This window comes from Neorhizobium sp. NPDC001467 (assembly GCF_050275975.1).
Classification (GTDB): domain Bacteria; phylum Pseudomonadota; class Alphaproteobacteria; order Rhizobiales; family Rhizobiaceae; genus Neorhizobium.
In genome coordinates this window covers 25,213-43,372 of the sequence record NZ_JBNNPS010000011.1, presented here as the reverse complement: position 1 = coordinate 43,372, position 18,160 = coordinate 25,213, and the positions used below count along the sequence as shown (strand labels likewise).

20 protein-coding genes and 2 riboswitches are annotated in these 18,160 nt (G+C 60.8%); of the genes, 13 read left to right on the top strand and 7 right to left on the bottom strand.

What is annotated here, in order from left to right; genetic code table 11:
* Nucleotides 1-182: 182 nt before the first annotated feature.
* From ACQKKX_RS18000 to fghA, 9 genes are all read left to right on the top strand, one after another.
* Entirely contained in the window at nucleotides 183-1,106 is a 924-nt protein-coding gene (locus tag ACQKKX_RS18000; RefSeq protein WP_427572593.1) for a hypothetical protein, read from the top strand.
* A 73-nt stretch (nucleotides 1,107-1,179) separates the two neighbouring features.
* Nucleotides 1,180-2,100 (top strand): DMT family transporter, encoded by a 921-nt coding sequence (locus ACQKKX_RS17995; protein ID WP_427572591.1) that lies wholly within the window; start codon nucleotides 1,180-1,182, stop codon nucleotides 2,098-2,100.
* 100 nt (nucleotides 2,101-2,200) lie between these two features.
* Entirely contained in the window at nucleotides 2,201-2,917 is a 717-nt protein-coding gene (locus ACQKKX_RS17990; protein ID WP_427572590.1) for a hypothetical protein, read from the top strand.
* 128 nt (nucleotides 2,918-3,045) lie between these two features.
* Entirely contained in the window at nucleotides 3,046-4,329 is a 1,284-nt protein-coding gene (locus ACQKKX_RS17985) for a hypothetical protein (protein WP_427572588.1), read from the top strand.
* A gap of 44 nt (nucleotides 4,330-4,373) precedes the next feature.
* Nucleotides 4,374-4,988 (top strand): GNAT family N-acetyltransferase, encoded by a 615-nt coding sequence (locus tag ACQKKX_RS17980; protein WP_427572587.1) that lies wholly within the window; start codon nucleotides 4,374-4,376, stop codon nucleotides 4,986-4,988.
* A 106-nt stretch (nucleotides 4,989-5,094) separates the two neighbouring features.
* Nucleotides 5,095-6,222 carry an S-(hydroxymethyl)glutathione dehydrogenase/class III alcohol dehydrogenase gene (locus ACQKKX_RS17975; protein WP_427572585.1) on the top strand — a complete coding sequence of 376 codons (1,128 nt, stop codon included), beginning with the start codon at nucleotides 5,095-5,097 and terminating at the stop codon, nucleotides 6,220-6,222.
* Nucleotides 6,223-6,227: 5 nt separating this feature from the next.
* Nucleotides 6,228-6,686 (top strand): GNAT family N-acetyltransferase, encoded by a 459-nt coding sequence (locus ACQKKX_RS17970; protein WP_427572697.1) that lies wholly within the window; start codon nucleotides 6,228-6,230, stop codon nucleotides 6,684-6,686.
* Between the two features lie 51 nt (nucleotides 6,687-6,737).
* Nucleotides 6,738-7,190, top strand: coding sequence for a YaiI/YqxD family protein (locus ACQKKX_RS17965; protein ID WP_427572584.1), 453 nt, complete (start codon nucleotides 6,738-6,740; stop codon nucleotides 7,188-7,190).
* Nucleotides 7,191-7,354: 164 nt separating this feature from the next.
* Nucleotides 7,355-8,188, top strand: coding sequence for an S-formylglutathione hydrolase (fghA, locus tag ACQKKX_RS17960; RefSeq protein WP_427572582.1), 834 nt, complete (start codon nucleotides 7,355-7,357; stop codon nucleotides 8,186-8,188).
* 58 nt (nucleotides 8,189-8,246) lie between these two features.
* On the opposite strand, the gene ACQKKX_RS17955 is transcribed toward fghA, so the two are convergent.
* From ACQKKX_RS17955 to crcB, 6 genes are all read right to left on the bottom strand, one after another.
* The gene (locus ACQKKX_RS17955) at nucleotides 8,247-8,630 is read right to left on the bottom strand and encodes a DoxX family protein (protein WP_427572580.1); all 384 of its coding nucleotides are present in this window, start codon (nucleotides 8,628-8,630) and stop codon (nucleotides 8,247-8,249) included.
* A gap of 120 nt (nucleotides 8,631-8,750) precedes the next feature.
* Entirely contained in the window at nucleotides 8,751-9,248 is a 498-nt protein-coding gene (locus tag ACQKKX_RS17950) for a hypothetical protein (RefSeq protein WP_427572578.1), read from the bottom strand.
* 59 nt (nucleotides 9,249-9,307) lie between these two features.
* Nucleotides 9,308-10,114, bottom strand: a complete 807-nt coding sequence (locus ACQKKX_RS17945) for an ATP12 family chaperone protein (RefSeq protein WP_427572576.1) — start codon at nucleotides 10,112-10,114, stop codon at nucleotides 9,308-9,310.
* A gap of 7 nt (nucleotides 10,115-10,121) precedes the next feature.
* The gene (locus tag ACQKKX_RS17940; protein ID WP_427572574.1) at nucleotides 10,122-10,775 is read right to left on the bottom strand and encodes an HAD-IA family hydrolase; all 654 of its coding nucleotides are present in this window, start codon (nucleotides 10,773-10,775) and stop codon (nucleotides 10,122-10,124) included.
* A complete protein-coding gene (locus ACQKKX_RS17935) occupies nucleotides 10,772-11,761 on the bottom strand; it encodes an RluA family pseudouridine synthase (RefSeq protein WP_427572572.1) in 990 nt (329 codons plus the stop codon). Before ACQKKX_RS17935 ends, ACQKKX_RS17940 begins: the two co-directional genes overlap by 4 nt.
* A gap of 99 nt (nucleotides 11,762-11,860) precedes the next feature.
* Nucleotides 11,861-12,238: a fluoride efflux transporter CrcB gene (gene crcB, locus ACQKKX_RS17930; protein WP_427572570.1), complete on the bottom strand. Its 378-nt coding sequence runs from the start codon at nucleotides 12,236-12,238 to the stop codon at nucleotides 11,861-11,863.
* 115 nt (nucleotides 12,239-12,353) lie between these two features.
* On the opposite strand from crcB, the gene ACQKKX_RS17925 reads away from it, so the two are divergent.
* Complete coding sequence (locus ACQKKX_RS17925) at nucleotides 12,354-12,629, top strand: hypothetical protein (RefSeq protein ID WP_427572568.1); 276 nt, start codon at nucleotides 12,354-12,356, stop codon at nucleotides 12,627-12,629.
* Between the two features lie 68 nt (nucleotides 12,630-12,697).
* On the opposite strand, the gene ACQKKX_RS17920 is transcribed toward ACQKKX_RS17925, so the two are convergent.
* Entirely contained in the window at nucleotides 12,698-12,955 is a 258-nt protein-coding gene (locus tag ACQKKX_RS17920) for a hypothetical protein (protein ID WP_427572567.1), read from the bottom strand.
* A gap of 148 nt (nucleotides 12,956-13,103) precedes the next feature.
* Nucleotides 13,104-13,188: riboswitch (glycine riboswitch) on the top strand.
* Nucleotide 13,189: 1 nt separating this feature from the next.
* Nucleotides 13,190-13,276, top strand: a riboswitch (glycine riboswitch).
* A gap of 99 nt (nucleotides 13,277-13,375) precedes the next feature.
* Here ACQKKX_RS17920 and gcvT point away from each other — a divergent pair.
* The 3 genes from gcvT (at nucleotide 13,376) to gcvP (ending at nucleotide 17,816) form a co-directional block, all read left to right on the top strand.
* Nucleotides 13,376-14,512, top strand: coding sequence for a glycine cleavage system aminomethyltransferase GcvT (gcvT, locus tag ACQKKX_RS17915; protein ID WP_427572565.1), 1,137 nt, complete (start codon nucleotides 13,376-13,378; stop codon nucleotides 14,510-14,512).
* 80 nt (nucleotides 14,513-14,592) lie between these two features.
* Nucleotides 14,593-14,955, top strand: a complete 363-nt coding sequence (gene gcvH, locus ACQKKX_RS17910) for a glycine cleavage system protein GcvH (RefSeq protein ID WP_427572563.1) — start codon at nucleotides 14,593-14,595, stop codon at nucleotides 14,953-14,955.
* A complete protein-coding gene (gene gcvP / locus ACQKKX_RS17905) occupies nucleotides 14,952-17,816 on the top strand; it encodes an aminomethyl-transferring glycine dehydrogenase (protein ID WP_427572561.1) in 2,865 nt (954 codons plus the stop codon). Before gcvH ends, gcvP begins: the two co-directional genes overlap by 4 nt.
* Nucleotides 17,817-18,160: the final 344 nt, after the last annotated feature.

The window sequence follows — 18,160 nt, the reverse complement described above, 5'->3', positions numbered from 1 at the left end:
TAAGAAACCCCCGCAAGCCATATGGTTTGACGGGGTTTTTTAATGCTCTATTGTGAGCTGGGGCGGGTTTCGCGATATTGCCGCGATGCGACCAGCGGATGCTGGCCACCTTGTCCCAAAGCTGCAACTTTGCCGGCAGCATTTCGGAATACGGCAAAGGCCATTGATCGCTTGGGATTGTCATGCCTGCCACCAATGCCGCGCCTGCTCAGGATGGAACGACGCGTGAGGCGGCACGCAGCTATCAGCCGCATCAGCTGGCTGTCATGCCGCATTTTCGCGATGGTCAGGCCCTGACCGCGACCGAACTCCTGGAAGCGCACCGCCTTCTGCCCAAGCGCGTCAGATATGTCGCGGACATCCAGCGCTTCATGCTCAGCCACGCGGCCATGGCCCTGCATCTGGAACATACGCTTGATCCGGCAAAGCCCGGCATCACTGCGACCAATCTGCTGCGCTTCTTCGAGGACACCCCGGCCGCCAGCAAAAATACCGTGCTCGCCTTTCTGGTCGAGATGCGCCACTACAAGTTCGTCGAACCGGTGGACGAAGGCGATCGTCGCAGCCGCGCGTTTCGGGCGACGGCGGATACCGAGCAGCTAATCCGCTTTTATTTCGATACGCATGCCCGGGGGCTCGACCGCATGGATGGCGGCGGTCGGGCGGCCCTTCTTGCTGCGCATCCGCGCCTTCTGCATCTCGCCCAGCCGCAATTTGCACGCCTCCTCCTGCACAATTCGAAATGGCGCAATCCGCCGGAAACGATTGCCGGCTTCACCAAGTCCGACTCGGGCAGCAGCATCATCCATGATCTTGTGGCCCGCGTACCGCGCGGCGAACTCGGCAGCGAACCGATCCACATCGGTAATGTATCGGCAACGGAAATAGCCAAACGTTATGTCGTGTCGACCACTCACGCGGTACGATTGTTTGCACGGGCCAAGGCACAGGGGCTGATCGGCTGGCACGGCAATACCAATCGCGGCGAAGGCTGGATTTCGCCGGTTCTGGCGCACGACTATTACAGCTGGCAGGCGGAAAAATTCGCGGCCGTTTCTCAGGCCCTGCGCGCCGCCTGCGAAAGGGCCGGAATCGGTACGGCCTGACTTGCGCCCCCATCGCTTACGGTAGCGCGCATCCGCTGCTCCACAGAATGATCGCCGGATCAAAGGCCACACGATGACTTCACCGCCCGCCGATAATCCCGTGAAGGGCATGGCCCTGATGGCGAGCTGCATGCTCGTTCTGCCGATCATGGATGCGATCGCCAAGTTCATGGCCACGGTCGAGACCATGTCCCCGGCGCAGGTGACGTTCTACCGCTTCTTCTTCCAGTTCGCAGCGCTGTTGCCGGCAATGGTCTATGCCACGCGTGGCCGATGGGCGGTCAAGCGGCCATGGATGAACCTCTTGCGCGGCGCGGTCCACGGTGCGGCAAGCCTGATGTTCTTCGTCGCGGTCAAATACATGCCGCTCGCCGATGTCTTCGCCATCTATTTTGTCGAACCCTTCATGCTGACCTTGATGTCCGCCGTCTTTCTCGGCGACAGCGTCGGCTGGCGTCGCTGGACGGCGATTGCCGTTGGCTTTTCGGGCGCCATGATCGTCATTCAGCCGAGCTACGCGATCTTCGGCGCAACCGCCCTCTTGCCTATCGCCTGCGCCTTTCTCTTCACCATCTACCTTTTCATGAACCGGGCCTTGGGCGATGGCGACAGTCCTCTTGCGATGCAGACATTTGCGGGCCTCGGCGGCACGCTGTTCTGCGCGGCGGCACTCGCTCTCGGCAGCGGAATGGACGTCCAGAATTTCGAAATCGCCCTGCCGGCTTCGGGTCGCGGCATCGTCCTTCTCGCCCTCCTCGGCGCCATTTCCGGATACATTCATCTTGTCGTCGTCAGGGCGTTTCGCCTTGCGCCGCTATCGCTGCTCGCCCCGTTCCAGTATTTCGAAATCATTTCGGCAACCGTGCTCGGCTATGCGCTGTTCGACGAATTCCCGACTGTATCGAAATGGCTCGGCATCGCCATCATCGTTGCTTCGGGCTTGTTCATCATCTGGCGGGAGCGGGTCAGACTGGCACAGTCTCCGCCCTCATGAGACGCCGGTCGGACGAATTCGGTTAACTGCGCTTATTGTCGGCCTCTCAACCTCTGACGTTTATGCTCCATCTCAGTTTCATGATGAAACGGAGACAAAGATGAGCGACGGTCGCTTTTCTTTCCCGGCATGTGTCATCGCCGGGAAACGTCGACTCGATGTCGACGACCTTTTGATGCTGCGCAAACATGCGTTTTCCGACGGGATCAGGACAGAGGAAGACGTGCACCTGCTTCTGGCGATCCATCGCGCCTGCGACAGCTCCTGCACTGAATGGGATTGTTACCTCGTCGAAAGCATCGCGGCCTACGCGGTTCACGGCCAGAAACCGCGTGGCTGGCTCGATGAAGCCAATGCCGAGTGGCTGATTGCCACGCTTTCGGTCAATGGCGTCGTTGCCACGTCGCTGGAGCTCGAAATTCTCCTGCATGCCCTGGATATCGCAAGCTCGGCGCCCGAATGTCTGTCCGCCTTCATGCTGGACCAGATGCGCCTTGGACTGAACCGGAACGCCGGCTCGGCCTACAGCCTCAGCCGCCCCAACAGTCACCCGGGCGTCGATATCGACGATCTGCATTACCTCTGGCGCGTGCTGCGCAGCGCCTGCGACAATGGCCGCCTGACCCTTTCACCGCGAGAGCGTGACGTGCTGGTGGCCATCGACGCCATGGCCGAGCCGCGCGTGCACCACGCAGGCTGGAACGCATTGGCGGACACGTTGCAACTGCGACTGGCGACGCCGCACCCCGGTCCGCGAGCCCCCTGGTTGCGGGCGTCGCCCGACGCACTGCTGGACTCGGCGCATCAGGCGGCCTGAACCGATGAACCGATGAACCGAGCCAATCGATCAAATGCCTGCCTTCGCTTCAACTGGAGCGGAAGATTAAGGTGCTACTGGATGGTGCAACCGCGATAGCGCCTGCCGCGAGGCCGGAGTGACATGCCTTGACCACGACCGTCTCCATCATCCTTCTGGTATCGATCAACATTGGTCTTCTATGGCTGATGATGGCAGCGCCGCTTGGCCAGCGGACCATCACGCTTCGGCGCAGCTTCGCCCATGATCCCAGGCGTCTGTGGCAGGCCATGCGGCCACAAGGTAACCTCACCGACTGGAGCCCTGACGTGACCGCGGTGCGCCATGGGCCGGCACTCGGACTGACGGACGGACAGGTCGAATTGAGCATGCGCTATCCCGACCGGCGCGGACAACCCGTGCGGCGGCTGTGCGACCTGACGGAAAGCATAGCCGAAGATGGCGTCGTTAGCACCTCTTGCCGCATCATTGCCGACAGCACGCTTGCCAATAGTTTCTGGAGCCGGTTTCACGAAGAGCGCCGGATAGAGCCTGCGCCGGGCGGTGCGACGCTGACACTGAACATCAGCGATCATTATCGCGGCCTGGCATTCTATCTGTTCCGCTTCTTTGCCATGCGTCGCGAGATGACGGCCCTGGAAACGTGGCTCGACACTGGCAGGCGGCAAGAAGGCAGCCTGTTTACCCACCCGCTCACCCAGATCGCGCTGGCCGCCTTGTCGACGCTGATGCTCTGGCCCTTCTTCGGTCTCAACGGGAACGGCCTGGCAATCTCGATTTTGCTCACGCTCGTCATCATCCTGCACGAGCTCGGTCATATCGCGGCCTACCGCGCATTCGGGCATCAGCGGGTCATGCTGATATTCGTACCAATGTTGGGCGGTATCGCCATTGGCGGGCGCCCCTATCGCAGCCGGTTCGAGATCGCCACCTGCGCGATGATGGGGGCCGGCCTTTCGGCCTTTCTCGTTCCCGTCCTCGTGCTGGTCCACGCATCGTCCGGTTTGGAGGCGCGCATTCTACCGGTGGCCCTGCATTTGCCGTCGGCCGTCCTGCTGCTCATCCTCGGCGGCTTTAACCTCCTTAATCTTCTGCCGATGTCCCGCTTCGACGGCGGCCAGGTGATCCGGCAGGTCTTTCCTGGCCGGCTTCAGGTGCTTGCTAGCCTCGGGCTGACCTTAATCGTTCTCATGGTCGGCTACGAGATTGGCATTCCGGCTGCAGCACTCGTCGCCGGCCTTGCCGTCGTCACGCTCATCAGCCTGATCGGGTTCCGCACCAATATCCTGCGCGACGAACTCGACCCGATGTCGGCACCGGAACGGCTGATGGCAGGCTTTGGCCTTTACGCCGCCGTTACCATTCATTCCTATGCTGTCATTACTGCCTGCAAGATTCTTTTCCAGGAATGACTAGGCATTGACATCGAATATTGGTCCAATTCCAGCTGGTTCACATGAAAACAGATAATCCAATACTCCCGCTCGGTTACTCCGACATGCCAGCCGGCACGATCGCCACGGTCGTGACCTGCCTTGAGATGCGCGAGCGTCCGCAATTGCCCCTGATCTCCGCGGACGAAGCCTTGACCCTGCGTCACTGGCACCAGCCGAACCTGGACGAATACCGCGAACTTTTCCGCAATGTCGGTGCCCAGTGGCTTTGGTCGGGTCGCCTGATGATGAGCGACGAGAAGCTTTCCTCCATCCTCAACGATCCACGCGTTGCCGTGTATATCCTCAAGGATGCCGGTCGCCGCATCGGTCTTCTGGAGCTGGATTTCCGGCGCGAACACGAATGCGAGCTGGCCTATTTCGGCCTGGTCGAGGATTCGGTTGGCAAGGGTGCCGGACGCTTCCTGATGACGCATGCAATCGAAAAAGCATGGGCGCGACCGATCGATCGTTTCTGGGTTCACACATGCCATCTTGATTCGCCTGCCGCCTTGCCTTTCTACAAGCGATCCGGCTTCACGCCCTACAAGATCATGGTCGAAGTTCTTGATGACCCGCGTCGCACCGGTCTCGTTCCGGCCACGGCCGCACCGCAGGTTCCACTGATCAATCTCTGAGCAATCAGCAGATTGCGACCTGTCAAGCCTTGATCATGCGCGCGCTTGCGTGCTTTACCATGCCGGAATGCAAAGGGTTTCCGACAGATAGCGAGGGATTGACAGGATGGACGTTCGCGCCGCAGTTGCCATACAGGCCGGCAAGCCACTGGAAGTGATGACGGTCCAGCTCGAAGGCCCCAAAGCCGGCGAGGTGCTGATCGAGGTCAAGGCGACCGGGATCTGCCATACCGACGATTTCACCCTTTCCGGCGCGGATCCCGAAGGGCTGTTTCCGGCGATTCTCGGGCATGAAGGTGCGGGCGTCGTCGTCGATGTCGGCCCCGGTGTCACGTCAGTGAAGAAGGGCGATCACGTTATCCCGCTTTACACGCCTGAATGCCGCGAATGCTATTCCTGCACCAGCCGCAAGACAAACCTGTGCACCTCGATCCGCTCGACGCAGGGCCAGGGCGTCATGCCGGACGGAACGAGCCGCTTTTCGATCGGCAAGGACAAGATCCACCACTATATGGGCTGCTCGACCTTTTCCAACTACACGGTCTTGCCCGAGATTGCGGTTGCCAAGGTCAACCCCGAGGCACCCTTCGACAAGATCTGCTATATCGGCTGCGGCGTGACGACCGGCATCGGCGCGGTCATCAATACTGCCGAGGTCGAGATCGGCTCGACCGCGATCGTCTTCGGCCTGGGCGGCATTGGCCTCAACGTATTGCAGGGGCTTCGCCTCGCCGGGGCCGACATGATCATCGGCGTCGACACTAACCCGGATCGCAAGGCCTGGGGCGAAAAGTTCGGCATGACGCATTTCGTCAACCCGAAGGAAGTCGGCGACGATCTCGTCCCTTATCTCGTCAACCTGACAAAGCGCGGCAACGACCTGATTGGTGGTGCCGATTACACGTTCGATTGCACTGGCAACACCAAAGTCATGCGCCAGGCGCTGGAAAGCTCGCATCGCGGTTGGGGCAAGTCCGTCATCATCGGCGTTGCCGGAGCCGGCCAGGAAATCTCGACCCGTCCCTTCCAGCTGGTAACGGGCCGCAACTGGATGGGTACTGCCTTTGGCGGCGCGCGTGGTCGCACCGACGTGCCGAAAATCGTCGACTGGTATATGGACGGCAAGATCCACATCGATCCGATGATTACCCATACGATGCCGCTCGAGGATATCAACAAGGGGTTTGAACTGATGCATTCGGGCGAAAGCATCCGCGGCGTGGTGGTCTATTGACCAGCATGCCCGCCTACACAACAGACGTGCGGCGGCTGGAAGACTTCGCCGCAGTCGATCTGTACGCGATGCTGAAGATGCGCGTAGACGTGTTTGTCGTCGAGCAGGACTGCGCCTATCCCGAACTCGATGGCAACGATCTGGATTGCCTGCATCTTCGCCTGCTTGAAGGTACGGACCTTTTGGCTTGCGCCCGCCTTTGGCGGCCGTCGCCGGATGTCCTCCCGCGCATCGGTCGCGTTGCGGTCTCCCCCGGCCATCGGGGCAAGCGGGTCGGCGAAGCGCTGATGCGCGAGGCGATCGTCGAATGCGAAAACATCTACCCCGGTGAGGCGATCGAGATCTCGGCGCAGGCGCATCTGCAGAAATTCTACGGTTCGTTCGGCTTCGTGCGCACCTCGCAAGAGTATGTGGAAGATGGCATTCCGCATGTGGACATGGTGCGCCAACCCCCGCTGCGCTAACGGCACCGAAAAACAGCTAAAACCCGCATGAGAAACTCAGCGAGCGAGCCCATGCCGCAAATCTATGTCGATGCCGATGCCTGTCCGGTGAAGCCGGAGATCCTCAAAGTGGCTGAACGCCATGGCCTGGAAGTGACACTGGTCGCCAATTCGGGGCTTCGCCCCTCGCGCGATCCGATGGTGAAAATCGTCATCGTTTCGGCAAGCTTCGATGCCGCCGACGACTGGATCGCCGAACGCGCCGGGACGAACGACATCGTTATCACCGCCGACGTGCCGCTTGCCGTTCGCTGCGTCGCACGCGGCGCGCTCGTTACCGGTCCAACCGGTCGCGTTTTCGACGAAAGCAATATCGGGATGGCCAGCGCGATGCGCGATCTCGGCCAGCATCTGCGCGAAACCGGCGAAAGCAAGGGATATAATGCCGCCTTTTCGCCGCGCGACCGCTCCAGCTTCCTTGAGACGCTCGACAGATTGTGCAGGCGCGCCAAGGCGGCAAGCTGAAAAGGCGGGGCCCGGTGCTCCGCCGCGGCTGCCGCTGTCGGCTGACGCCAATGCAGACCCGTGAAGACTGGCGCGCCTTTCCTTTTCCGCTTGCGCCTGATAGCCGCGACGGTCGACGCTGTTACTCGGTTATCCATTATGAAACCCACACAAGGAGCCCGTTGATGAAGGTTCTCTCCCAGAACACCGCCTTTGGTGGCATGCAGGGCGTCTTCGCCCATCAGTCCGAAGCCTTGAAATGCGAGATGACCTTCGCCGTCTTCGTGCCGCCGCAGGCGATTACCGAGCCACGCCCTGTTCTCTGGTACCTCTCCGGCCTCACCTGCACCCATGCCAATGTCATGGAAAAGGGCGAATACCGGCGGCTCGCCGCCGAGCTCGGCCTCATCATCGTCTGCCCTGACACCAGCCCGCGAGGCAATGACGTCGCCGACGAGCTGACCAACTGGCAGATGGGCAAAGGCGCCGGCTTCTATCTCGACGCCACGCAGAAGCCCTGGGCCGAACACTACCAGATGTACACCTACATCACCGAGGAGCTGCCCAATTTTGCCAGCCAGCATTTTCGCATGGACATGACCCGTCAGGGCATTTTCGGCCATTCCATGGGCGGCCATGGCGCAATGACGATCGCGCTGAAGAATCCGGACCGCTTCAGAAGCTGCTCCGCCTTCGCACCGATCGTCGAACCGTCGACCGCGGACTGGTCTGCCCCGGCGCTTGAAAAATATCTCGGCCCCGATCAGGCCGCGTGGCGTGAATATGATGCCTGCGCGCTGGTCAGGGATGGCGCACGTTTTCCCGAATTCCTGATCGATCAGGGCAAGGCCGACAGCTTTCTGGAAAACGGCCTGCGTCCATGGCTGTTCGAAGACGCCGTCAAGGGGACCGATATCGGCCTGACGCTGCGCATGCATGAGCGCTACGACCACTCCTATTACTTTATTTCGACCTTCATGGACGACCACCTGCGCTGGCATGCCGAGCGTCTGGGCTGATCCCGGATCACCGTTCCGTATCGAAACGCCCGCGCGACCAGCACGGGCGTTCTGTTATTCAGCGCTTGTCAACAGACCAGGCACCTGGGCCGGAAAAGACGAAATACAGGAAAACGAAGCAGAACAGGATAGCGGCGTCGCCGCCGTTCATCGCCGGCCAGAAGGACTTGCCGGCGTGCCCCATAAAATAGGCAAAGGCCATCTGACCTGAAAGAATGAAGGCGACGGGCCGTGTGAAAAGACCAATCGCGATCAACAGACCGCCGAAGACTTCAAGAATACCCGCAAAGAGGATGAGCGGCGGCAGGGAGCCCTCGCCCATCGGCGCCGGAAAGCCGAACAGCTTCATCGTGCCATGTTCGATGAAGAGAAGTGCCGCCATGATGCGCAACACGGCAAGCGCCTGCGGGCGGTAACGCCCCAAACTGTCGAAAAACTGCATGTGATCCCACTCCTAAACAAGAATCGCCTCAAGGGCGCCCCGCCATAATCGGCAGGCGCAAATTTGAACGAAATTGCCGTGAGATCAATTGGTTTGGAAGGCGGTCGCGCCTTCGTGACTTCAGCCGCCGGAAAGCGCTGAGGCGATGGTGGTCGGGCGCCCACCATCAAGTTTGAATTCGGCAGCCACCCGGTCGGCGATCTTTGCCGCCAAAGCGTCTTGCACGTTCGTATCGCGGCCAAATACCGTTGCCGAAACCGTAAAGGTTGCGCTGGCGATCCGCTCACCGGTGCTGACCGATGTCGCGTCAACGGTCACCTTGGCCTCGTGGCGGTTTCCGAACAGGATCGGCAAACCCCCTGCCCGGATAATACGCACGGTCAGGATCGCACGCGGCAGCGACAGGCTGCGCACGGTCGCGCGAATGGCGGCATCGACGCGGCGGTCCGTGCCGGCGACAAGCGCTGCTGGAATATCCGGCTTGGCCGCCACGAAGGATCCGCGCACGTCATAGAACGGGCCGCTGGCGCGCGGATTTTCCACTGTTTTAATGCTGAACGCCATCAGCGGCAGCGTGGAGGCGGCAAGGATGAGAAGACGGCAGGCGGAGCGGAACATGGATACAGGGCCCGTATGACGACGCCCCAACATGATCCGCTGACACGGTTAGAATTCGGTTAAACGGCGGAAGCTTCCGGCGCCGAATTCAGAGCGACGACACTTAACGCGGCTGCTTTCATGTCTTCGTAGCGATGCGCACGGCGCGCCTCCGCCTCTTCATCGGTGCCCCAGTGCTCGATCGTCCAGTCCTCCTCGAGATGGGCGAGTGCCCAGGTCTCGTCCAAGGATAGCCGCCCTTCGGCGAAGGCGAGCGCAAGAATGGCCGAACCGGTGAGCGCGGTGATCGTGTGCAGTGCCGCAAGAGCAATAGGGCTTTGGTGATTGCGCAACCGCGCGCCAAACGCGGCGATTGCTGCTGGCGGCTGTTCCTGCGGCATGATGCCTTCGATCAGCACGAAGCGCGCGCCCAGTTCCTCGGCCGCCCAATCTAGGACAGGATCCCACAGTCTGCGCTGGCGCTCGACCAGACCCTCCGGCTCGTCGGCGCGATAGCAGAGCGCGTCGCTTGCAGAAAAACGCAGCATGTCCTCCACCACCGCCTGCGGATCGCTGGCGATGCCGTCGATCGCGGTATTGACGAGACGGGTAATTGGCATGGTCGCCGGATTAACCACCTCCGTCTGCGCATCCCATTCGCTCCGCAACAACTCAGCCAAAGCTGTCGTCGGCGCCACAAGCTGGTTTTTTGCCGGCGTCTTGACGGCGCGACCATCGAGATGGATGGCATGACCATCTTCGGAAGCGGCAACCGTCACATCCTTGTAAAACCGCTTCGGCAGCGGCTTTTGCATCTGGATCTGTGCCCGGCGCGTCGGATCTTCGTGGCTGAGTTCGATATTCGTGTCGGAAAGAATGTCGCGCATATAAACCTCAGCCGATCAGCGGCAGCAATTCGCGGGGATGGTGGACGATGTGGTCAGCGCCGGCAGCGATCAGTTCGGGCACGACGCAATAGCCCCAGGAAACGCCGATCGCGGTGGCACCTGCGGCCTTTGCCATCTGCATATCGTAAATGGCATCGCCGATGACAAGGGTGTCGGCAGGTTTGACGCCCATCACGTCACAGCATTCGGTCACCATGGCGGGATGCGGCTTTGAGGGGCAATCGTCGGCAGTACGACCAACGACGAAATATTGTCCGAACCCATGCGTCTCCATGACGAGATCGAGGCCACGACGGGATTTGCCCGTCACTGCACCGATCAATAGGTCATCGCGTGGCCCAATAGTGTCTATCAGTTCGCGTATACCGTCGAACAGCGGCTCCTTGAAATCGAGGTCGCCGCGCACGACGGAAAACAGTGATTTGTAATGTGCCATCATCGCCACGGCTTCTTCATCGGCATGCTGCTTGCCCTGCATGCGCGCAATGGCGATATCGAGCGTCAAGCCGATGATGGACTTGGTTTCCGCAAATGACGGCTCAGGCTTGCCGAAGGCGATAAAGGTTCGGCGCATGGTCTCGTGGATCAGACCGGCGCTATCGACCAGCGTGCCGTCGCAATCGAAAAGGACAAGCTTCATTCCTCGTCGTCCCGCGCACCGTTTTCCATGTCGAAACCGAGCAGGTTCCAGCTTTGAACCATATGCGGCGGCAGAGGCGCGGTCACCCACAGACGCCCGCCCGCGGGATGCGGGATGTCGATATGGCGCGCATGCAGATGCAGCTTCTTCTGTATCCCACCCGGGAACGGCCAGTTGATGTCGTCATCGAAATATTTCGGGTCGCCGATGATCGGATGCCCGATATGCAACGCATGCACGCGCAACTGGTGGGTACGGCCGGTATAGGGCTCCATTTCCAGCCAGGAAAGCGATTGCGCCGCTGTTTCCAGCACGCGGTAATAGGAGACCGCGTGGTCGGCGCCCTCCTCGCCATGTTTTGCGATGCGCATGCGGTCGCCATCCGGCGTTTGTTCCTTGACCAGCCAGGTCGAGAGCTTGTCGGAGCGCTTGCGCGGAACACCCTTCACCAGCGACCAGTAGGTCTTCTTGGTGTCGCGTTCGCGGAAAGCTGCCGTCAGTTTCTGTGCGGCGCCTCGTGTGCGCGCGATCACCAGCACGCCGGACGTGTCGCGGTCAAGACGATGCACCAGACGTGGCTTCTCGCCCTTCTGGTTGGTCCAGGCGTCCAGCATCTGGTCGATATGGCGCGTCACGCCTGAGCCGCCCTGCACGGCAAGCCCGGCGGGTTTGTTCAGCACGATCACCTTGTCGTCCTCATGCAGCACCATGCGCTGCAGAAGTTCGAAATCGCTGCCGTGTTTCAGATCCTTGCCGGCAATCGGCCCCTTCTTGGCATCCGTCTCCATCGGCGGCACGCGCACCACCTGGCCCGGCTGCACCCGCGTATCAGTCTTCACACGACCACCATCGACGCGCACCTGACCGGATCGCAGCAGCTTTTGCAGCGGCCCGAAACCGAGGCCCGGATAATGGATCTTGAACCAGCGGTCGAGGCGCATGCCCGCTTCGTCCGCCTCGACGGAGATATGCTCGATGCCTGCCATCGGAACTCTTTCTATTATTCTTGCGGCTCAAACGGCCTTTGTGCCAGCCTTTAGAGCATCAGACGGGCCTAACGGAAGTGCAAATCGACCGCGTCGCGCTCAAAACGCCATGCGGCCGATGATGAGGCCGACAAATGTGGCACCGATCGACAAAAGGACGCTGGCAAGGACATAAGCCAGCGCAGGCGCCAGCGATCCGCGTTCCACGAGACCGACAACGTCCAGCGAGAAGGACGAAAATGTGGTGAACCCGCCGCAAAGCCCGGTCACCAGCAGAAGCCGCATTTCCGCCGAACCGCCGAACCGCCGCAGGATCGTTTCGACAAAAAGGCCGATGGCCAGCGACCCCGCGACATTGATGAAGAGCGTTCCCCAGGGCAGGCCCGGGCCGAACAGGCGGACCGCCCCGACCCCGGCAAGGTATCGAAGCACCGAGCCGGCAGCTCCGCCGAGGGCCACGAGAAGCATGGAAATCACGTCAATATCCTGAAAAAACGCAGAGAAACGACGGTTCGCTAAAATGCGACACTGCCGCTTAAGTCGGAACCAAGGGGTCGAGCATACGTTTTCACCCTCAAGGAGTTCAAGCGTCATGTCCACCGTCATACCGGTCAATGCCAATTTTGCCGCCTATGCGTTGGAAAACGTGCGTGTGATCCATCACGTCGGCTCCAAGGAACAGGTCAAGCGCATCCAGAAGGATGCCGACCGAAACCTGCGCCGCGCCCAGAATGTCGGTGAGGTCGAGGAGCCGGGACTGATCCCGCCTGCCAACATCTCCGTGGATGTCATGATCTCCGAGCGCCAACCGCAGCAGCAAACAACGTTCCAGCACGTCGCCGCAGCCTATCGCGAGCTGGACGAATAGGTTTTCTGCTTCCTCTGTCGTCATTCGCGGGCCTGTCCCGAAAATGACGTAGAGCCGCCAGTTCCCCCTCAAAACACCGGCCGGTGGCAATTGCGCACGATCTCGCGACGACCTTCCCGATAATCTATCCGCAGATATTCGCATTCGTAAGCATATGTGTCGCGATAGGTCGTGCGCACCACCTGGTGCCTGTGCGGGCGAACGGTTTTGACACGCGGCGGCTCCTGCCAGCGCACCATGTCGGCGCCCTGTACATTGATCGGGGCCAGCGCCGGCAGGATGATGGCTGCGGCCAGGATGGCGGGAACGGTAAGGAGGCGTGACATTGGATTCCCCTTCGAAATGCTGAGAGTGGCAACGCCGCTTCAATGCCAAGAAACGGGCAGATGTTCCTTGCCGGTTGCGCCGCGACAAATAAATGGCCGCCTGCGACCTTTGCCCCTTGCCAAGCCCCTGGCTTCCTCGATAATGCAGCCGACCCGTAGGGAGAAGCCGCTTGAATGCGGTGCCGAAGGAGCAACCGCCCCGGAAACTCTCAGGCAAAAGGACCACGGGAAGACTGCAGGAACTCTGGAGAGAAGCAACCGTTTTGGCGGGGGCTCGCCGAAGGGATAACAATCTCAGGCGACAAGGACAGAGGGGGCTCGAAACCGGCGTAGGACACCTTCAGGGGAATCCGCGTCCTGATCTGAGCCGGCGTATGAGCTGACGTCTTTCAGCGCGCCAATAACCTGGAGGCGTCTTTTTTGGACGATCGATCCGTTCTGAAAACCACCCCGCTGCACGCTTTGCATGTTTCGCTCGGTGCGAAAATGGTCCCGTTTGCCGGTTACGACATGCCCGTCCAGTATCCGCTCGGCGTCATGAAGGAACACCTTCACACCCGTGCATCCGCCGGCCTGTTCGACGTGTCCCACATGGGCCAGGTCATCGTGAAGGCGAAATTCGGCGAATATGCCGATGCGGCGCTTGCGCTCGAAAAGCTGGTGCCGGTCGATATTCTCGGCCTTAAGGAAGGCCGGCAGCGTTACGGCTTCTTCACTGATGAGAAGGGCGGCATCCTCGATGACCTGATGATCACCAATCGCGGCGATCACCTTCTCGTCGTCGTCAATGCTGCCTGCAAGGATCAGGACGTTGCCCATATGAAGGCGAACCTGACGGATTGCGACGTCACCCTTCTAGAAGCCCGCGCGCTAATCGCCCTACAGGGTCCGCGCGCCGAAGCGGTGCTTGCAGAACTCTGGGCCGGCGTTTCCGCCATGAAGTTCATGGACGTTCGCGAAGTTCCGCTGCACGACGTGCCCTGCATCATCTCCCGCTCCGGGTATTCGGGCGAGGACGGTTTCGAGATCTCCGTACCGGAGGCCCACGCCGTCGACGTCGCCAACGCGCTCCTCGAACACCCGGATTGCGAAGCCATCGGCCTCGGTGCCCGTGACTCATTGCGCCTCGAAGCCGGCCTGTGCCTTTACGGAAACGATATCGACACCACCACCTCGCCGATCGAAGCCTCGCTCGAATGGGCGCTGCAAAAGGCCCGCAAGGCCGGTGGCGATCGCGAAGGCGGTTTTCCGGGCGCAGAGCGAATCTTAAGCGAACTCGCCAACGGCACCAGCCGCCGCCGCGTTGGTCTGAAGCCGGAAGGCAAGGCGCCGGTGCGCAGCCACGCCAAGCTTTATGCCGATGCTGAAGGCAAGACCGAACTCGGCGAAGTCACCTCGGGCACTTTTGGCCCAACCGTCGAAGGCCCGGTCGCCATGGGTTATTTGCCTGTGTCGCATACGACTGCGGGAACCACGGTTTATGCCGAAGTACGCGGTAAATATCTGGCCATGACGGTAGCCGCGCTGCCGTTCATTACCCCCACCTACAAACGCTAACACTTAATAAGAACGCAATTCCGGACGGGAAACCCCTTCGCACTTTTCCTGGAATTGCTTGAACCTCCGGAGAGAACAAAATGCTGAAATTCACCCCCGAACACGAATGGCTGAAACTAGAGGGCGATGTCGCCACCGTCGGCATCACGAGCCACGCCGCCGACCAGCTCGGCGATCTCGTTTTCGTTGAACTGCCGGAAGTCGGTGCCGAACTCACCAAGGACGGCAATGCCGCAACCGTCGAAAGCGTCAAGGCGGCATCGGATGTCTACTCGCCGCTCGATGGCGAAGTCGTCGAAGTCAACCAGGCGATCGTCGATGATCCGTCGCTGGTCAATTTCGACCCGCAGGCCGCCGCATGGTTCTTCAAGCTCAAGCTCAAGAACGTTTCCGATATCGACAGCCTGATGGACGAAGCCGCCTACAAGGACCTGATCGGATGAACGATTCCACCGATTTCCACTTCACGGATTACGATCCCTACGATTTCGCCAATCGCCGCCATATCGGTCCCTCGCCGTCCGAAATGGCAGCGATGCTCAAAGTCATCGGCTACAAGTCCCTTGACGGGCTGATAGAAGCCACGGTTCCGGCCTCCATCCGCCAGCAGACCCCGCTGGCATGGGGTGCCGCCCTGACTGAGCGCGAAGCACTCGACAAGCTGCGCGAGACCGCCAACAAAAACCAGGTCCTCACCTCGCTGATCGGACAGGGTTATTACGGTACCGTCACGCCTCCCGTCATCCAGCGCAACATCCTGGAAAACCCCGCCTGGTACACGGCCTACACGCCTTATCAGCCGGAGATCTCTCAGGGCCGCCTCGAAGCGCTCCTGAATTTCCAGACGATGATCTGCGACCTCACCGGTCTCGACGTCGCCAATGCATCGCTGCTCGATGAAGCGACTGCCGCCGCCGAAGCCATGGCGCTCTGCCAGCGTCAGGCAAAGTCGAAGGCAACGGCCTTCTTTGTCGATGCCGCCTGCCATCCGCAGACGATCGCGCTGATCGAAACCCGCGCAAAGCCGCTCGGCTGGTCGGTTATCATCGGTGATCCGATGACCGATCTCGATCCGGTCGACGTTTTTGGCGCGATCTTCCAGTATCCGGGCACGCAGGGCCATGTCCGTGATTTCTCCGGCCTCATCGCCCGCCTGCACCAGACCGGTGCCGTCGCAGCCGTCGCAGCCGACCTTCTGGCGCTGACGCTCCTGAAATCGCCCGGCGAAATGGGCGCCGATATCGCCATCGGCACCACCCAGCGTTTTGGCGTTCCGGTCGGTTACGGTGGCCCGCACGCCGCCTACATGTCGGTCAAGGATGCCCACAAGCGCGCCATGCCCGGCCGTCTCGTCGGTGTTTCGGTCGATGCCCGCGGCAACCGCGCCTATCGCCTCAGCTTGCAGACCCGCGAACAGCATATCCGCCGCGAAAAGGCGACGTCGAACATCTGCACCGCACAGGTTCTGCTCGCCGTCATGGCCTCCATGTACGGCGTCTTCCACGGCCCGCAGGGCCTGAAGGCGATCGCTCAGGCTGTCCACAAGAAGGCCGTGCTGATGGCCAAGGGCCTCGAAAAGCTCGGCTACAAAATCGAGCCGAAAAACTTCTTCGACACGATCACCGTCGACGTCGGCCACATGCAGGGCCTGATTTTGCGCGCAGCGGTGGCGGAAGGCGTCAACCTGCGCAAGATCGGCGAAACGAAGATCGGCATGTCGCTCGACGAGCGCGCACGGCCTGCCACGCTCGAAGCCGTCTGGCGTGCATTCGGCGGTGATTTCAAGGTCTCCGATTTCGAGGTCGACTACCGCCTGCCGAAGGATATGCTGCGCAAATCGGATTACATGACCCATCCGATCTTCCACATGAACCGTGCCGAAAGCGAGATGACCCGCTACATCCGCCGCCTGTCGGACCGCGACCTCGCGCTCGACCGGTCGATGATCCCGCTCGGTTCCTGCACGATGAAGCTGAACGCGACAGCGGAAATGCTGCCGATCACCTGGCCGGAATTTTCGGATATCCATCCGTTCGTTCCGCAGGATCAGGCGCTCGGTTACAAGGAAATGATCGACGATCTGTCGGCAAAACTCTGCCAGATCACCGGTTACGACGCCTTCTCCATGCAGCCGAATTCCGGCGCGCAGGGCGAATATGCGGGCCTTCTGACCATCCGCAACTACCACATTGCCAACGGCGATGCACATCGCGACGTCTGCCTCATCCCCACCTCCGCGCATGGCACCAATCCGGCCTCCGCGCAGATGGTCGGCATGAAGGTCGTGGTCGTGAAGGTGCGTGACAACGGCGATATCGACCTCGAGGATTTCCGTGCCAAGGCGGAACAGCATTCGGCAAACCTGTCGTGCTGCATGATCACCTACCCGTCCACGCACGGCGTGTTCGAGGAAACGGTCAAGGAAATCTGCGAGATCACCCATAAACACGGTGGTCAGGTCTATCTCGACGGCGCCAACATGAACGCCATGGTCGGCCTTGCCCGCCCCGGCGACATCGGCTCGGACGTGTCGCACTTGAACCTGCACAAGACCTTCTGCATCCCGCATGGCGGCGGTGGTCCCGGCATGGGCCCGATCGGCGTCAAGGCGCATCTGGCGGCTCATCTTCCGGGCCACCTGCAGTGGGATGGCCGCGAAGGTGCCGTTTCGGCGGCTCCGTTCGGCTCACCGTCGATCCTGCCGATCTCCTGGTCCTACACCCTGATGATGGGCGGCGAAGGCCTGACGCAGGCAACGAAGGTGGCGATTCTTAACGCCAACTATATCGCGGCCCGTCTCAAGGGTGCTTACGACGTGCTCTACAAGTCGGAAGCCGGGCGCGTGGCGCATGAATGCATCCTCGACACGCGCCCGCTCAACGCCTCTGCTGGCGTGACCGTGGACGATATCGCCAAGCGCTTGATCGATTGCGGCTTCCACGCCCCGACCATGAGTTTCCCGGTTGCCGGTACGCTGATGGTCGAACCGACCGAATCGGAGACCAAGGCTGAGCTCGACCGTTTCTGCGATGCCATGCTGGCGATCCGCGAGGAAGCCCGCGCCATCGAGGAAGGCCGCATGGACAAGCTCAACAACCCGCTGAAGAATGCGCCCCACACGGTGGAAGACCTGGTCGGCGAATGGGATCGTCCCTACTCCCGCGAACAGGCCTGCTACCCGCCGGGTGCTTTCCGCGTGGACAAATACTGGTCGCCGGTCAACCGCGTCGACAACGTTTATGGCGACCGCAATCTGATCTGCTCCTGCCCGCCGCTGGAAGACTATCAGGAAGCCGCCGAATAAACGGCGGATCGGTGAACGCATTGAAAGCCCGTCCCAGTGACGGGCTTTTTCTTGCATTTGAAGGCCGGTACCTATCCGCGGTGACGCCATCCCAAGGCCGCGTGGGTATCCACCCGTTTCCGCTGAGAAAACCGTTTCGAGGTCCCAGCCTGCAGCCGGGATGACCACGTCAGCATGTCGATCCCGGGAACAGCATCAGCGCTCGCCATTGCCCAGCTTGCTTGCCTCGATCAGAACCGACACGTCCCCAATTCAACCGCACGTATATTTTATCGTCATTATGGACTTGCCGCATGCCGTCAAACCGCTATCTTGAGTCGCATCGAACTTTGCTTGTGACTCGT

Bases quoted from the DNA above. Each gene is read 5' to 3' on its own strand.
- ACQKKX_RS17980 (WP_427572587.1), top strand. From the start codon at position 4,374: ATGAAAACAGATAATCCAATACTCCCGCTCGGTTACTCCGACATGCCA.
- ACQKKX_RS17975 (WP_427572585.1), top strand. From the start codon at position 5,095: ATGGACGTTCGCGCCGCAGTTGCCATACAGGCCGGCAAGCCACTGGAA.
- ACQKKX_RS18000 (WP_427572593.1), top strand. From the start codon at position 183: ATGCCTGCCACCAATGCCGCGCCTGCTCAGGATGGAACGACGCGTGAG.
- gcvH (WP_427572563.1), top strand. From the start codon at position 14,593: ATGCTGAAATTCACCCCCGAACACGAATGGCTGAAACTAGAGGGCGAT.
- fghA (WP_427572582.1), top strand. From the start codon at position 7,355: ATGAAGGTTCTCTCCCAGAACACCGCCTTTGGTGGCATGCAGGGCGTC.
- ACQKKX_RS17940 (WP_427572574.1), bottom strand. From the start codon at position 10,775: ATGAAGCTTGTCCTTTTCGATTGCGACGGCACGCTGGTCGATAGCGCC.
- ACQKKX_RS17935 (WP_427572572.1), bottom strand. From the start codon at position 11,761: ATGGCAGGCATCGAGCATATCTCCGTCGAGGCGGACGAAGCGGGCATG.
- ACQKKX_RS17955 (WP_427572580.1), bottom strand. From the start codon at position 8,630: ATGCAGTTTTTCGACAGTTTGGGGCGTTACCGCCCGCAGGCGCTTGCC.
- ACQKKX_RS17950 (WP_427572578.1), bottom strand. From the start codon at position 9,248: ATGTTCCGCTCCGCCTGCCGTCTTCTCATCCTTGCCGCCTCCACGCTG.
- ACQKKX_RS17970 (WP_427572697.1), top strand. From the start codon at position 6,228: ATGCCCGCCTACACAACAGACGTGCGGCGGCTGGAAGACTTCGCCGCA.
- gcvP (WP_427572561.1), top strand. From the start codon at position 14,952: ATGAACGATTCCACCGATTTCCACTTCACGGATTACGATCCCTACGAT.
- ACQKKX_RS17990 (WP_427572590.1), top strand. From the start codon at position 2,201: ATGAGCGACGGTCGCTTTTCTTTCCCGGCATGTGTCATCGCCGGGAAA.
- ACQKKX_RS17995 (WP_427572591.1), top strand. From the start codon at position 1,180: ATGACTTCACCGCCCGCCGATAATCCCGTGAAGGGCATGGCCCTGATG.
- ACQKKX_RS17925 (WP_427572568.1), top strand. From the start codon at position 12,354: ATGTCCACCGTCATACCGGTCAATGCCAATTTTGCCGCCTATGCGTTG.
- ACQKKX_RS17965 (WP_427572584.1), top strand. From the start codon at position 6,738: ATGCCGCAAATCTATGTCGATGCCGATGCCTGTCCGGTGAAGCCGGAG.
- ACQKKX_RS17945 (WP_427572576.1), bottom strand. From the start codon at position 10,114: ATGCGCGACATTCTTTCCGACACGAATATCGAACTCAGCCACGAAGAT.
- ACQKKX_RS17920 (WP_427572567.1), bottom strand. From the start codon at position 12,955: ATGTCACGCCTCCTTACCGTTCCCGCCATCCTGGCCGCAGCCATCATC.